The sequence below is a fragment of the Polaromonas aquatica genome, from assembly GCF_050626995.1.
GTDB classification, from domain to species: Bacteria; Pseudomonadota; Gammaproteobacteria; order Burkholderiales; family Burkholderiaceae_C; genus Polaromonas; species Polaromonas aquatica_A.
Window position 1 is genome coordinate 1,192,621 of the sequence record NZ_CP192467.1, and the last position, 14,667, is coordinate 1,207,287.

Genomic DNA, 14,667 nt, shown 5'->3' on the forward strand with positions numbered 1-14,667 from the left:
TATTATTTTGATAGCTACTAACCCAGCAAATTCCTGGGCTACAGGGCTTTTTCATTCTTAATCTCACCCTACCCGCGTCGATCCGGCCACCACCCCACACGCGGCGCGGCGCCGGCTCCGGCGAGCTCCTCCGCGCTCACTTCGATTTCCATGCGCAGCAAGGCCGCCGCCATGGACTTGCCCAGGTTGTCCATGCGCAGGTTGCGCGCCCCGCCGCCTTGCAGTGCGCCCTTCAGCACCAGCTTGAGCGCCAGGATATTTGGCAAGCGCCAGCACGTCACATCGCCCGGCAACCAGGGCGCAAAGTGCGCCTGCACGCGCTCCGCCGTCACCTCGCGCTCCATCAGCCGGTAGCCGGCTTCATTCCACGCAAAAAGGCCGAAGTCCACCCAGTCGGCCTTGTCGCCGCTGCGCGCGTGGGCCAGTTTCACCAGTGGCACTTTCATGATGGCAGCACCTCCATGCGCACCGCCGCCTCAACCGCCTGCCGGTCTATCAGCGCAGGCCAGATGCCCAGGAGCTCACTGGCATTGTTCAGGCCGTGAAAGCCGCAGGTGTAGGCCGGCCCGCTCAAGGCCATCCATGGAAACAGCCGGCCGAAGCCGTCGGCCACCGCCTTGTCCTGCGTTCTGATGACCACGCGCATCCAGACTTCATTGAGTTCAGCCAGCACCTCCGGCGCCGGCAGCGGCGCCAGCGGGCCGTGCGCCGAGTTAAGCCCCGGAAATTCGACAAACAACTCGTCATGCGCCATGCGCTTGTCAGCCAGTTGCGCCTTCACCATCTCCACCGCCGCCAGCGCCTTGTCATACGCATCGGGCCAGCTAAAACCCCAGGTGACTTCGGCCTTGTAGCCGTCACGAAACCCACCCACTACCTTGAGCTGCGCGGGCCGCGCATGGCCGCGAACGCCGGTCATGCGCACGGCATCGTTGCCCAGGTCCTCCAGCCGCACGGCCGACAAATCCATCACCACGTCGGGCGAGGCGTAGTGCCCCGGGTCGTGCACTTCATACAAAAGTTGCTGGCGCACGGTGTCAAAGTTGATGCGCCCGCCGGTGCCGGGCGCCTTGGTGATCAGCGCGCTGCCGTCTTCACTCACTTCTGCAATCGGGTAGCCGATATGCGCCAGATCGGGAATGGCCTTCCAAGCCTCCTGGCTGCCAAAGTTGCCGCCGCTGCCCTGGCCCGAGCATTCCAGCAAGTGCCCCACCGCGAGGCCTTGCGCCAGCCGGTCGAGATCGGCTTGCGTCTCTGCGTCCTCCAGCTTCCAGTTGAACTCATGCACCAGCGGCGCCAGAAACAGCGCCGCATCGGCCACGCGCCCCGTCACCACAATGTCGGCACCCTGCTGCAACGCCGAAACAATGGGCCGCGCACCGACATAGGCATTGGCAAACACCATGCGCTCGCGCACGGATTCAAAAGCCTGGCCATTGAACATATGCGGCGGCGCGAGCGCTGCCAGCTGTGGCAGCACCTCATCGCCGGTAACCACCGCGATGCGCGCTTGCCATCCCTTGATCGCAAACGCCGCACGTAATGCGGCACCTGCCCCCGCAGGATTGAGCCCGCCCGCATTGCAGATGAACTTCACGCCCCGCGCCTGCATCAATGGCCACAGCTTCATCAGCATGGGCACCACGTCGCGCGCGTAACCGAGCGAGGGATCACGCTGCCGGTCTTTCTGCAGGATGGCCAGCGTCAACTCGGCGAGATGGTCGCTCGCGATGTAGTGCACACCACCACGCTCAATGCTCGCGGCCACGGGCTCCCATGCGTCGCCATAGAAACCCAAGCCGGCGCCGATTCGAATATTTCCTTGCATATAGAACCTGCTTACGATTTTGTGGGGGATCAGGCCGGGGGCAATCGGGATGAGTTGGTGGCCCAGCACCCGCATGAACCCATGCTAAGGGATTACGCTTGATCACCAAGGTGACACGTATTCGGAACAACCCCTAGCGACAGACCAATAGGTGACAGCTATAACCAAGTCTCACTAAGGAGACGCGATTGCAATTTCTGCAGCTGCTCATCAGCGGCATTGCCCAAGGCTGTATCTATGGGCTGATCGCGCTGGGCTTTGTACTCATCTACAAAGCCACCGAAACGGTCAGCTTCGCGCAGGGCGAGCTGATGATGCTGGGCGCATTCGGTGGCCTGGCCTGCATGACCTTGCTGGGCTTTCCCTTCTGGCTCTCGGTGATCAGCGCGATCGCGGGCATGGCGCTCTTCGGCATGGTGCTTGAGCGCCTCGTCATACGTCCCATCCTCGGCCAGCCCGCGTTTTCCATCGTCATGCTGACCATCGGCGTGGGCTACACGGCGCGTGGCCTCATCACCATGATCCCCGGCATCGGCACTGAAACCTATGTGCTGCCCGTGCCCTACAAAGACCAGATCTGGAACCTGGGCACGCTGGTCATCAACGTCGAGCAGGTCGCCATCATCGTCACCACCGCGGTGCTGTGCCTCATCCTGTTTGCGATGTTCAAGTACAGCAAGCTGGGCATCGCGATGCAGGCCTCGTCACAAAACCAGCTGGCCGCGTATTACATGGGCATTCCCGTCAAGCGGCTGAACGGCCTGGTGTGGGCGCTGGCCTCGGCCGTCGCCGCCATCGCAGGCCTCTTGCTCGCGCCCATCACCTTTGTGCACGCCAACATGGGCTTCATCGGGCTCAAGGCCTTCCCGGCTGCGGTGGTGGGCGGTTTCGGCAGCTTGCCCGGCGCCATTGTGGGCGGCCTTGTCATTGGCCTGGTCGAATCGTTCTCGGGCTTTTATTTGCCCGACGGCTTCAAGGACATCGCTGCTTATGTGGTGGTGCTCATCATGCTGATGGTCAAGCCCAGCGGCCTGTTCGGCGAAAAATTGCGCAAGAAAGTTTGATCACCCATGCGCTTTATTTTCAAAACTGATTACGGGCAAGACATCAAGCTGGCCAAGCACGCCGGCCATGTGTTCTGGTACGGCGCGTTAATGCTGTTGCTACTGGCCGCGCCCTGGCTGTTCCCCGAATACTGGCTCGCCCAACTCACCTTCGTGATGATCTATGCGATTGCCGGCCTGGGCCTGATGTTGCTCGCGGGCTTTACCGGCCTCTTCTCCTTGGGACATGCGGCCTTCCTGGGCGTGGGCGCCTACACGCAGGCAGTGATGACCAATGCCGGCCTGCCCTTTCCCATTGCCTTGTTGTGCGCCGCCGGCCTGTCGGCTGCGGTCGGCCTGGTCGTAGGCCTGCCCGCACTGCGGGTGAAAGGTATTTACCTCGGCATGGCCACGCTGTCTTTCGGCTTTATTGTTGAAGAAGTGTTTGCGCGCTGGGAAAGCGTCACCGGCGGCAATGCAGGCATCCACATCAAGGTGCCCGACATGTTCGGCTGGAAGCTGGCCAGCGGCGAGTCGTTTTATTTCCTCTGCCTCATCATCACCGTGGCCGCCACGCTGGGCATTCTCAACCTGCTGCGCTCGCCCACAGGCCGGGCTTTTGTGGCGATTCGTGATTCCGAAATTTCCGCGCAAAGCATGGGCATTCACCTGGCGCGCTACAAGACGCTGTCATTCGCCTTGTCCGCCGCGCTGGCTGGCGTGGCCGGCGCGCTCTATGCGCACAAGCTGCAGTTCATCTCGCCTGACCAGTTCAACATTTTGCAATCCATCGACCTGTTGCTGATGATCGTGATCGGGGGCGTAGGCTCAGTGCACGGCGCTTTTCTGGGTGCCATTTTTTTGATCTCCATGCCGCAGGTGATTGGCCTCACCAAAGATTACCTGCCCACCACCATAGGCCAGGCGCCCGGCCTGCAGGCGGCCGTCTACGGCATTGTGCTGATTGCCTTTGTGCTGTTTGAGCCGATGGGCCTGTATGGCCGCTGGCTCAAGATTCGGACCTACCTGCAGCTCTTTCCCTTCTATCGCAAAGGCCTGTTCAAGCGGCAGAAATCTTTCCAGAAGTCAGATCGCCTGAAATGAACATGACACTTCTTTCAGCCAAAAATCTGAGTGTGCGCTTCGGCGGTGTACTGGCCGTCAACAACGTGAGCTTTGACGTCAAGCAGGGTGAAGTCTTCACGCTGATAGGCCCCAACGGCGCAGGCAAGACCACGGTGTTCAACCTGATCAGCCGCATCTACACGCCCACCGCCGGCGAGATCGAATACCGCGGTGAAAAGCTCACCCACCAGCCGCCGCACAAGATCGCCTCCCTGGGCATTGCGCGCACCTTCCAGAACATCGAGCTGTTTGAACACGCCACCGTGCTGCACAACCTGCTGATCGGCCGGCATACACACCGGCAAACCGGCTTGCTGCACGATCTTTTCTTTACCGCCAAGGCGCGCGAGGCTGAATTGCTGGCACGCGAAAAAGCCGAACAGGTGATTGATTTCCTCGACCTGCAGCACCACCGCGATTCGATGGTGGCAGGCCTGCCTTACGGCGTGCGCAAGGTGGTCGAACTGGCGCGCGCCCTGTGCACCGAGCCGCAACTGCTGCTGCTCGACGAGCCCTCCTCCGGCCTCAATGTGGAAGAAACCGGTGACATGGCTTTCTGGATCCAGGACATCCAGCACGAGCTGGGCATCACGGTGCTGATGGTCGAGCACGACATGTCACTGGTCTCCCGCGTGTCTGACCGCGTCCTGGCCATGAACCAGGGTGAGGTGCTGGCTGTGGGCACGCCGCGTGAGGTGCAAAACGATCCTGGCGTCATTGAGGCCTACCTGGGTTCCGTTGACGAAGTTACCTCCTTGCGGAGGACGTCATGAGCGCAGTGCCGCCCCCCGTCAGCGACCAGCCGGTGTTGAAGCTCCTCAACGTCGAGAGCTCCTACGGCCCGATCAAAGCCATACGCGGCGTGAGCCTGCAGGTGCGGCGCAGCGAGATCGCCACCGTGCTGGGCTCCAACGGCGCGGGCAAGTCCACCATCCTGAAAACCATCTCCGGCATCCTCGACCCGCGCAAGGGCTCCATCGAGTTCAAGGGCCAGGACATCACCGCGCAAGACCCGGCGCTGATCGTGCAGCAAGGCCTGAGCCATGTGCCTGAAGGCCGTGAAGTGTTTCCGCTGCTCAGCGTGCGCGACAACCTGCTGATGGGCGCCTACACCCGCAAAGACCGCGACGGCGTGGCACTCGACATGGAGTCGGTGTACAGCTACTTCCCCATTCTGAAAGAGCGCGCCCTGCAAGATGCCGGGCTGCTCTCAGGAGGGCAGCAGCAGATGCTGGCGATCTCGCGCGCACTCATGGCCTCGCCCGACCTCATCCTGCTGGACGAGCCCAGCCTGGGCCTGTCACCCAAGCTGACCAAGGAGATTTTCGAGATCGTGGTGCGCATCAACCGCGAGCGCGGCACCACCATCCTGCTGGTCGAGCAGAACGCCAACATGGCGCTCAACGCATCCGATTACGGCTATGTGCTGGAAAACGGACGCATCGTGATGGAAGATACCTGCGCCCGCCTGCGCGAGAAGGAGGACATCAAGGAGTTCTACCTCGGGATGAAAGAGGACGGCGTGCGTGGCGAGCGGCGCTGGAAGAAAAAAAAGACCTGGAGATGAGAAAGGCGCCCCCTGAATCGGCCTTCGGCCTCCTCCCCCCACTGGGGGGCGATGCTGGCGGCCCGGCAAAGCCGGTTCCGCGGCATCCTTGCACTGAGCCTGCTGTGTTTCGGCATTGGAGTTTCGAATGAGCAATCTTTGGGATCTGAGCCACATTCAACCCGAGCATGCCATCGTCATGCCGGGCGAAACCATTCCCGCCGTGTTCTGGAACGCGGTGGAGCAGCGCAGCCATAAAACATGGATGCGGCAGAAAAAGCTCGGCATCTGGCGCAGCTGGACATGGGCTCAAACCGGCGATGCGGTGCGCGAGATCACTGCCGGCCTGATGAGCCTGGGCTTTGCACGCGGTGAATGCGCATCCATTCTTTCCAACACCGTTATCGAATGGGTACTGTCCGACCTGGCGGTGCTGAGCTGCGGCGGCGTTTGCAGCGGCATTTACCCCACCGACGCCGCATCGCAGGTGCACTACCTCTGCGAAGACTCGCGCACCACCGTGCTCTTTGTCGAAGACGACGAGCAGCTCGACAAGGCTCTGGAAGTGCGGCCGCAGTTGCCGCTGCTGCGCAAGGTCATCGTGTTTGACACCGAAGGCCTGCGCGACCTGAACGACCCAGGCGTGATGGGTCTGGACGAACTGCGCGCGCTGGGCCGCAGCTACCTGGCCGACCACCCCGATGCCGTGAAAGACAGCGCCGACGCCTGCAAACCTGAAGACCTGGCCATCCTGGTTTACACCTCAGGCACCACCGGCAAGCCCAAGGGCGCGATGCACCGCCAGCGCGGCCTGGTGTTTACCGCGCGCGGCTACAACACGCTGGTGGCGCAGGACGAGAACGACGAGCGCATGTGCTTCTTGCCGCTGTGCCACATCGCCGAACGCATGGGCGGTGAATACTTCTCGATGTACGCGGGGGCCAAGCTCAACTTTGTCGAAAACCCCGAAACCATTCCCGAGAACGTACGCGAGATCGCCCCCACGGTATTCACCGCCGTGCCGCGTGTGTGGGAAAAGTTTTATTCCGGCGTGATGATCGCGCTGAAGGAAGCCAGCTGGCTTCAACAAGCGACGTACGCCTGGAGCATTGGCGTGGGCATGCGCATTGCCGACACCGTGCTGGCCGGCCAGCCGGTCAGCGCATCGCTCAAGGCCCGGTTCATGCTAGCGCGCTGGCTGGCACTGAACAACACGCGCAAGCTCATCGGCATTCACAAGGCGCGTTTTTGCGTCACCGGCGCGGCGCCCATTTCGCCCGACCTGGTGAAGTGGTACATGGCGCTGGGCGTGCCCATGCTGGAGGTCTGGGGCATGACGGAGACCTGCGGCGCCGCCAGCGGCGTGCCGGCCAGCCGCATGAAACCCGGCTCCATAGGCCCGGCCGCCGGCTACAACGAAATGCGGCTGGACCCGGCCACCGGCGAAATCCTGGTGCGCGGCACCAATGTTTTCATGGGCTACCTCAACCAGCCCGAAAAAACCGCCGAAACGCTGGATGCCGAAGGCTGGCTGCACACCGGCGATGTGGGCGTCGTGGACGAGGAAGGGTTTTTCCGCATCACCGACCGGATGAAGGACATCATCATCACCGCCGGCGGCAAGAACGTGACCCCCAGCGAGCTGGAGAACGAACTCAAGGTCTCGCCCTACATCACCGACGCGGTGGTCATCGGCGACAAGCGAGCCTACCTCACCGTCATCATCATGATCGACCAGGAAAACGTCGAGAAATTCGCCCAGGATGCGGACATACCCTTCAGTAATTACGCCAGCTTGACGCGCGCAACCGAAGTGCAAGAATTGATTCAGGCAGAGATCGACCGGGTCAACAAGAAGTTTGCGCGGGTCGAGCAGATCAAGAAATTCTTCCTGCTCGACACACAGCTCACCGCCGAGGACGAAGAACTGACCCCGACCATGAAGCTCAAGCGCAAGCTCGTGGAGAAAAAATACGCGCCGCAGATTGAGGCCATGTATTGAGTACCAAGCACAGTGCATCAAGTCAACAAGAGCAAGAACCTTTACAGGAGACAACATCATGAAACTGAAATCAACCGCCGCACTTTGCGTACTGGCCTGTGCGGCAGCCCTCACGGCTGCTACAGCGCAGGCGCAAAGCCAGGGCGTCAGCAAAACCGAGATCACGCTCGGCTCCATCCAGGATCTGTCGGGCCCGCTCGCGGGCTTCGGCAAGCAGATCCGCAACGGCATGATGCTGCGCGTCAACGAGCTCAATGAACAAGGCGGCATCAACGGCCGCAAGGTCAAGCTGATCGTCGAGGATTCGGGCTATGACCCCAAAAAGGCGGTGCTGGCTGCGCAGAAGCTGGTGAACCAGGACAAGATCTTCGCAATGGTGGGCCACCTGGGCACCGCGCAAAACCTGGCCGCCATGCCGGTGCAGTTCGAGAAAAACGTCATCAACTTCTTCCCGGTGACGGCTGCGCGTGAAATGTATGAGCCCTTTCACAAGCTCAAGTACTCCTTCGCCGCCACCTACTACGACCAGATGAAATCGGCAGTACCCAAGCTGGTGAAGGAAAAGAACGCCAAAAAGGTCTGCTCGATGTACCAGGACGACGAGTTCGGCCTGGAGGTGCAGCGCGGCGCCGATGACGGCCTCAAGACCATCGGCATGACCATGGTCGAGAAAACCTCCTTCAAGCGCGGCGCCACCGACTTCTCATCGCAGATCGCCAAGCTCAAGGCATCCGAGTGCGACCTGGTGGTGCTGGGCACCATCATCCGCGAAACCATTGGCGGCATCGGCACCGCGCGCAAGCTTGGCTACAACCCGGTCTTCCTGGGCTCCAGCGCCGCCTACACCGACCTGATCCACAAGCTGGGCGGCAAGGCCATGGACGGCCTCTACGCCACCATGACCGTGCAGAACCCCTACCTGGACGAGGCTTCGCAGCCCATCCGCTTCTGGGCCAACAAGTACAAGACCGCCTTCAATGAAGACCCGACGGTGTTCTCGGTCTACGGCTATACGGTGATCGACAGCTTCCTGCGCGCATCGCAGAAAGCCGGCGCCAACCTTTCGACCGACAGCTTCATCAAGGCCATGGACACCATGGTCTACCCACCCGACATCTTTGGCAGCGCCGAAGGCAAGTTCGGCCCGCAAAAGCGCCTGGGCAACAACCAGTCGCGCCTGTCGGTCTTGCAGGACGCGCGCTGGAAAGTGGTGTCTGACTACATCACGCAGTGAAGTTGTCAGACGCTTTCCCAAACCACCTTCGGGTGGTTTTTTTATGCCAAAACACAATGCGCCCCTTTATTCATACGCACAGGTAGCTCCTGAATTTGTAGCAGATCGCGCCGGGCTCCTGCCGGTCGTGCCTTGCCGGAAGCCCTTTGTGTCACGCAAAATGCGGCATGCCCACCTCCGCCAAACCCGCCTCCAAAGCTGCCTCGAAGGCCTCCGCGAAAACTCCCGCCAAAAGCCCTGCGCCGGCGCTCTCCACCATACGCTGCAAAGACACCCAGGCCTTCACCCAGTGGCTGGCCAAACACCATGGGAGCAGCGCAGGCGTGCGGCTGCAGATCGCGAAAAAGGATTCGGGCATAGCCTCCATCACCCACGCAGAAGCGCTGGAAGCAGCCCTGTGCCAGGGCTGGATAGATGGCCAGCGCAACGCCATGGACGCGCAGTACTTTTTGCAGAAGTTCACCCCGCGCCGCGCACGCAGCACCTGGTCCAAGGTGAACTGCGCCAAGGCCCTGGCGCTGATTGAATCCGGCGCCATGCAGCCGGCGGGCCTGGCCGAAGTCGAACGCGCCAGGGCCGATGGCCGCTGGGATGCCGCCTACGACGCGCAGAGCAAGATGACGGTACCCGAAGACCTGGCGGCGCTGCTTGCAAAAAGCATCAAGGCCAAAGCCTTCTTCGAATCACTGGACTCACGCAACCGTTTCGCGATTCTGTTCAGGCTGCAGGCCGCCAAAAAGAGCGAGACACGCGAGCGCCGGCTGGTGAAGTTTGCGGACATGCTCAAGCGCGGCGAAAAAATCCACCCCTGAAAGCAGACGGGGCTTTGCGGTGACGCGGCTGGGCATACACGGTACATTCAATTGATCGAACCCCTCCCATCAACCGAACACGTAAGAACCTGTTTACGATCCAAAGGAGTCCGCATGGCGTCCACCTGGTGGCAACAAGTCGGTGAAACCATCATCTCGGAGTTTTCGGATTTGCCGGATGCCGAGCAGGCGACCCGCGTGATGATTCGCCTCACGCTCGCAGCCTTGCTGGGCGGCCTGCTGGGCATAGAGCGCGAGCAAAAAGGCAAAGCGGCCGGTGTGCGCACGCACATGCTGGTGGCCATGGGTTCTGCCATGTTCGTGCTGGTGTCCCAGCAGGCCGGCATGATCACAGCCGACTTGAGCCGGGTGATCCAGGGGGTCACCGCCGGCATTGGCTTCCTCGGCGCGGGGACCATCATCAAGGGCCACTTCAAAGGCCTCAGCGACGAGGAGCAGGTCAAGGGCCTGACCACTGCGGCCGGCATCTGGCTGACTGCGGCCATCGGCATGGCAGCAGGCATGGGGCGCGAGGCCACGGCTGTGCTCAGCGCCCTGCTGGCGCTCGGCATCCTGGCGCTAGTGCCCCGCCTCGTGCGCATTTTTGAGAAGCCCGAGCCGCTGCTGACCGATGGCAACAAGCCCGAAGGTAAACCATGAACCAGCCCGCATCCACACGACGCCGCCTGTCATCGTGTCATCGACCCGCGCGGCAACCTGCTCAAGTTCGGTGAGCAGCTTAAGTAGCCGGTTCAGTCCTTCATGCGCTGCGAGACAAATTCGCCTTCGTAACCCTTGGCCAGGGACAACTTCTCCACGTCGGACAATACCTTGCCCGCCAGTTGAAACACGCCTTGTTCCTCGTCTTCGAGGTGATGGTAGATCTTGTGGTGCAACTCTTTGGCCGTGGCCAGCCAGGCCGGTGAGCTGAAGTCTGTCTCCTCCAGTGTTTCGACCAGCTTGTCCATCTGGTGGTGTTCCGCAATGCCATGCCGCGAGGGTTCCTGCGTCATGTCATGCGCGATCAGCGGCACATAAAAAAACCGTTCTTCGGCGGCAGCATGCGCTGCCAGCTCTCGCTTGAGCTCCTTGAACAGTGAGTCCCTTTCCTTGCTGTCACCCTGCGTCCTGATCAGGTGATCGGCCAGGGTGCGCTGGTTCTCGTGGCTTGTTCGCAGTGCTTCAAAGATGTTCATCAGGCCATTGTGCGAGCCGGCCTGGCACGGCCGTGTAGTCCAAAGACGAAATCTGAGGAGATGGAGTCTGCCCATTCACTATCAAATTGATAGCTACCTTCACCCATTCCACCTGGGTGAATGCCCAAAATGATGCTGCGGCATGTGCCGCCAGCGCTAAAACCGGCAAAGGCAGCCGAAGCGCGCTAAATTAGCGGTCTATGAACAAAATTCTCCTCCTTGGCGGCACTGGCTTTGTCGGCCAGCACGTCTGCGAAAAACTCGCCCAGTTGCAATGCCGCGTCACCGTCGTCACACGCCGCAGCGTCAATGCCCGGCACCTGCAGATGCTGCCGCTGGTCGACGTGATAGAGGCTAATGCCCATGACGCGCTCTCACTGGCGCCGCTGCTGGCCGGCCACGACGCCGTGGTCAACCTGATCGCCATCCTGCACGGCACCGAGGCTGCGTTCAACAAAGCGCATGTGCAACTGCCGCTGGAACTCGCCCGCGCTTGCGAGGCCAGCGGCCTCAGGCGCATCATTCACATCAGCGCACTGGGCGCGTCACCCGGCTCGGCATCGATGTATCAGCGCACCAAGGCGCGCGGCGAAGCCGTGCTGCTCAGCACCGGGCTGGACGTGACCGTGCTGCGGCCCAGCGTGATCTTTGGCGCCGAAGACAGGTTCCTCAACACCTTCGCGCAGCTGCAGCAAATGTTCCCGGTCGTTCCACTGGCCGCCGCCAACGCGCGCTTTCAGCCCGTGTGGGTGGAAGATGTGGCCAGTGCCATCGTGCGGTGCCTGCAGAACCCCGATACCGCCGGCCAGATCTATGAAATCTGCGGGCCTGAGGTGTTCACGCTGCAGCAGCTGGTAAAACTGGCAGGCCGCTATGCCGGCATCAACGGTGGCAAGGGACGGCCCGTGATCGCGCTGCCGGCGGTGCTGGCGCGCCTGCAGGCGCGCCTCATGGAACTTGCTCCCGGTGACCCCTTGCTGAGCCGCGACAACCTGGACGCCATGGCCACGGACAACGTGGCCACCGGCAAGCTGCCCGGCCTGCAGGCGCTGGGCATCCACCCTGCTGCGCTGGATGCCATCGGCCCTTCCTATCTGGGTGCGCAGGGTTTGCGCAGCGGACTGACGGCCAAACGCAAGACGGCCGGCAGGTTCTGAGCCCCCACGGTGGAATAGAGCCCCCACGGTCGCTCACTTCGTGTAGCTCCCTGCCCCCCGAGGGGGCGCTGCGCCTGCGGCCCGGCAAAGCCGGTTCCGCGGCCCCGGCTGGCCTGAAGAGGGAAACCGCCCTTCTTATTCGGCATGGGTGTCGCATTAATTTCGAGGATTTTTTGCATCAATCCGGATTTCGCACGGCGGTAGCATCGAAAGTCGTTTCAATTTGACTTCTTTCCTTCATCGTCAGCAGAACAGGCACATCATGCTCAAGCTCTATATCGGCAATAAAAATTACTCTTCCTGGTCGATGCGCCCCTGGGTGCTGCTCAAGCAGGTGGGCATTCCTTTTGAAGAGATCAAGCTGCGTTTTGATTCGTTCGACGCAAATTCGACTTTCAAGGAAAAAATCGGCGGCGTGAACCCGACCGGCCGGGTGCCGGCGCTGGATGACGACGGTTTTGTGGTGTGGGACACGCTGGCGATTGCCGAATACGCCGCCGAACGCTTTCCCGACAAAAAACTCTGGCCGCAGGACGTGAAAGCGCGTGCCCGGGCGCGCAGCGTGTGCGCCGAGATGCACAGCGGCTTTGGCGCATTGCGCTCGGCCTGCCCGATGAACATCGAGGCGGACCTTTCGGAGGTGGGCCAGCTGATCTGGCGTGACAAACCGGCCGTGCGGGCGGACGTGCAGCGGCTGGTGGACATGTGGACCGAGTTGCTCGCGCAATACAAGGGCCATCGCACCGCCGGGCCGCCCCAAGGTGCGAGCGCCCCCTCGGGGGGCAGGGAGACGGAGTCGACCGTGGGGGCCAATTTTTTATTTGGTGAATTCAGCATTGCCGACGCGTTCTTTGCGCCGGTTTGCATGCGCCTGAGCCGCTACGGCCTGCCGGTGCCTGCACAGATCAGCGCTTACATCCAGCGCGTCAGCGCCCTGCCCGGTGTCAAGGCCTGGATCGACGACGCACTGGCGGAAAACGACTTTCGCGAGTTCGAAGAACCTTACCGCATCAAGCGGTAATCAGGATCCGCTCATGGTCACCATCTATTTGCGCTACGTGCTCAACACCGCCAGGCTCAAGGAGTTCGAGCACTACGCGAAGCTGTGGATTCCGCTGGTCGAAAAATTCGGCGGTACACACCACGGCTACTTCATGCCCAGCGAAGGTGCCAACAACATTGCGCTAGCCCTGTTCACCTTTGAGAGCCTGGCAGCCTATGAGATCTACCGCAAGGACTCCTTTGCCGACCAGGACTGCCTGGCGGCCTTCAAGTACGCCGAAACCACGGGCTGCATCATCAGCTACGAACGCAGTTTCTTCCGGCCGGTTTTCTCCTGAGCTCCTGGCCCTCGGCAGAGGGCGGATGCCCCAGCCAAAGCCCAAGCCGCTAAACTGGCTTCATGGAAATTTACATGGTTGGTGGCGCGGTGCGAGATGCCTTGCTGGGCCTGCCTGTGCAGGACCACGATTGGGTCGTCGTAGGCGCCACCCCTGAAACGCTGGTGGCGCAGGGTTACCTGCCGGTCGGCAAAGACTTTCCGGTGTTCCTGCACCCCGACACCCGCGAAGAGTACGCGCTGGCCCGCACCGAGCGCAAGACGGCGCGCGGCTACCGTGGCTTTGTGGTGCATGCCGAGCCCGACGTCACGCTGGAACAGGATTTGGCGCGGCGCGACCTTACTATCAATTCGATAGCTGCTCCCGCCCGTTCAGAAACGGCTTCAGCCGTTTTTGATCCTGATTTTTCGGCATTGATCGATCCGTTCGGCGGGCAGCAGGACATCCGGGACAAAGTGTTGCGCCACGTAACAGACGCCTTCCGTGAAGACCCCGTCCGCATCCTGCGGCTGGCCCGGTTTGCGGCGCGCTTTCCGGACTTTTCGGTGGCACCTGAAACCATGGCCTTGATGCAGGACATGGTGGAGGGCGGCGAGGTCGATGCCCTGGTGCCCGAGCGCGTATGGCAGGAGCTGGCGCGCGGCCTGATGGAAACAAAACCATCGCGCATGCTCGAAGTGCTGCGCGAAAGCGGTGCGTTGCAAAAACTGCTGCCCGAGGTGGCGCGCCTCTGGGGCGTTCCCCAGCGGGCCGACTACCACCCCGAAGTCGACACCGGTGTCCACCTGACGATGGTGATGGACATGTCGGCGCGGCTGCAAGCCGGCCTGGCGGTGCGTTTTTCCTGCCTGTGCCACGATTTGGGCAAAGGAACCACACCCGCGGATATCCTGCCGCGGCACATCAACCACGAGGAGCGCAGCGCCTTCCTGCTCAAGGATGTTTGCGAACGCCTGCGCGTACCCGTGGAGTGCCGGGAAATGGCCGACGTGGTGGCACGCGAACACGGCAACATCCACCGCAGCGAGGACTTCAGCGCGGCCGCAGTGGTGCGCCTGCTGGAGCGCTGCGACGCCTTTCGCAAGCCACAGCGCTTTGCCGATGTGCTGCTGGCCTGTGAGTGCGACGCCCGCGGCCGCCTGGGCCTGGAGGACTCTCCCTATCCCCAGCGCACACGGCTGCTGGAGGCTCTGGCCGCTGCGCAGGCTGTGCAAACGCAGCCGCTGGCGCTGAATGCGCAAGCTGCAGGGCAGGATGGCCGGAAAATCGGCGAAGTCATTCACCAGGCACGGGTCAAGGCCGTACAGGATGCACGCCCCGGGGTGGCCGGGGCGTCGTAGCGCCCGGCTGAACGTGAAAAAGCGAAACTGACCTACAGCTGCGG

15 protein-coding genes are annotated in these 14,667 nt (G+C 61.8%); 12 read left to right on the top strand and 3 right to left on the bottom strand.

Annotation, left to right across the window (positions count from 1 at the left end):
• Nucleotides 1-68: 68 nt before the first annotated feature.
• Together ACQ4MS_RS05755 and ACQ4MS_RS05760 are read right to left on the bottom strand one after the other, a co-directional pair.
• Nucleotides 69-446, bottom strand: coding sequence for an AtuA-related protein (locus ACQ4MS_RS05755; RefSeq protein ID WP_431098323.1), 378 nt, complete (start codon nucleotides 444-446; stop codon nucleotides 69-71).
• Nucleotides 443-1,828 (bottom strand): acyclic terpene utilization AtuA family protein, encoded by a 1,386-nt coding sequence (locus ACQ4MS_RS05760; protein ID WP_431098324.1) that lies wholly within the window; start codon nucleotides 1,826-1,828, stop codon nucleotides 443-445. Before ACQ4MS_RS05760 ends, ACQ4MS_RS05755 begins: the two co-directional genes overlap by 4 nt.
• 188 nt (nucleotides 1,829-2,016) lie before the next feature.
• Here ACQ4MS_RS05760 and ACQ4MS_RS05765 point away from each other — a divergent pair, with 188 nt between their 5' ends.
• The 8 genes from ACQ4MS_RS05765 (at nucleotide 2,017) to ACQ4MS_RS05800 (ending at nucleotide 10,250) form a co-directional block, all read left to right on the top strand.
• The gene (locus ACQ4MS_RS05765) at nucleotides 2,017-2,892 is read left to right on the top strand and encodes a branched-chain amino acid ABC transporter permease (protein ID WP_431098325.1); all 876 of its coding nucleotides are present in this window, start codon (nucleotides 2,017-2,019) and stop codon (nucleotides 2,890-2,892) included.
• Between the two features lie 6 nt (nucleotides 2,893-2,898).
• On the top strand, nucleotides 2,899-3,975 hold the full coding sequence (locus tag ACQ4MS_RS05770) for a branched-chain amino acid ABC transporter permease (RefSeq protein ID WP_431098326.1): 1,077 nt from the start codon (nucleotides 2,899-2,901) through the stop codon (nucleotides 3,973-3,975).
• A complete protein-coding gene (locus ACQ4MS_RS05775; RefSeq protein WP_431098327.1) occupies nucleotides 3,972-4,769 on the top strand; it encodes an ABC transporter ATP-binding protein in 798 nt (265 codons plus the stop codon). The genes ACQ4MS_RS05770 and ACQ4MS_RS05775 overlap by 4 nt, the downstream gene beginning before the upstream one ends.
• Nucleotides 4,766-5,563 carry an ABC transporter ATP-binding protein gene (locus ACQ4MS_RS05780; RefSeq protein ID WP_431098328.1) on the top strand — a complete coding sequence of 266 codons (798 nt, stop codon included), beginning with the start codon at nucleotides 4,766-4,768 and terminating at the stop codon, nucleotides 5,561-5,563. Before ACQ4MS_RS05775 ends, ACQ4MS_RS05780 begins: the two co-directional genes overlap by 4 nt.
• 127 nt (nucleotides 5,564-5,690) lie before the next feature.
• On the top strand, nucleotides 5,691-7,544 hold the full coding sequence (locus tag ACQ4MS_RS05785) for an AMP-dependent synthetase/ligase (RefSeq protein WP_431098329.1): 1,854 nt from the start codon (nucleotides 5,691-5,693) through the stop codon (nucleotides 7,542-7,544).
• 58 nt (nucleotides 7,545-7,602) lie between these two features.
• On the top strand, nucleotides 7,603-8,778 hold the full coding sequence (locus ACQ4MS_RS05790; RefSeq protein ID WP_431098330.1) for an ABC transporter substrate-binding protein: 1,176 nt from the start codon (nucleotides 7,603-7,605) through the stop codon (nucleotides 8,776-8,778).
• Between the two features lie 167 nt (nucleotides 8,779-8,945).
• Nucleotides 8,946-9,590 (top strand): YdeI/OmpD-associated family protein, encoded by a 645-nt coding sequence (locus ACQ4MS_RS05795; protein WP_431098331.1) that lies wholly within the window; start codon nucleotides 8,946-8,948, stop codon nucleotides 9,588-9,590.
• 114 nt (nucleotides 9,591-9,704) lie between these two features.
• Nucleotides 9,705-10,250: an MgtC/SapB family protein gene (locus ACQ4MS_RS05800; RefSeq protein WP_431098332.1), complete on the top strand. Its 546-nt coding sequence runs from the start codon at nucleotides 9,705-9,707 to the stop codon at nucleotides 10,248-10,250.
• A gap of 92 nt (nucleotides 10,251-10,342) precedes the next feature.
• On the opposite strand, the gene ACQ4MS_RS05805 is transcribed toward ACQ4MS_RS05800, so the two are convergent.
• Entirely contained in the window at nucleotides 10,343-10,786 is a 444-nt protein-coding gene (locus tag ACQ4MS_RS05805) for a hemerythrin domain-containing protein (RefSeq protein ID WP_431098333.1), read from the bottom strand.
• A 200-nt stretch (nucleotides 10,787-10,986) separates the two neighbouring features.
• On the opposite strand from ACQ4MS_RS05805, the gene ACQ4MS_RS05810 reads away from it, so the two are divergent.
• The 4 genes from ACQ4MS_RS05810 to ACQ4MS_RS05825 all read left to right on the top strand — a co-directional run bounded on the left by ACQ4MS_RS05810 (nucleotide 10,987) and on the right by ACQ4MS_RS05825 (nucleotide 14,623).
• A complete protein-coding gene (locus tag ACQ4MS_RS05810; protein WP_431098334.1) occupies nucleotides 10,987-11,943 on the top strand; it encodes a complex I NDUFA9 subunit family protein in 957 nt (318 codons plus the stop codon).
• A gap of 262 nt (nucleotides 11,944-12,205) precedes the next feature.
• Entirely contained in the window at nucleotides 12,206-12,964 is a 759-nt protein-coding gene (locus ACQ4MS_RS05815; protein ID WP_431098335.1) for a glutathione S-transferase family protein, read from the top strand.
• Nucleotides 12,965-12,977: 13 nt separating this feature from the next.
• Nucleotides 12,978-13,283 carry an NIPSNAP family protein gene (locus ACQ4MS_RS05820; RefSeq protein WP_431098337.1) on the top strand — a complete coding sequence of 102 codons (306 nt, stop codon included), beginning with the start codon at nucleotides 12,978-12,980 and terminating at the stop codon, nucleotides 13,281-13,283.
• A 62-nt stretch (nucleotides 13,284-13,345) separates the two neighbouring features.
• On the top strand, nucleotides 13,346-14,623 hold the full coding sequence (locus tag ACQ4MS_RS05825) for a multifunctional CCA addition/repair protein (protein WP_431098338.1): 1,278 nt from the start codon (nucleotides 13,346-13,348) through the stop codon (nucleotides 14,621-14,623).
• Nucleotides 14,624-14,667 lie beyond the last annotated feature (44 nt).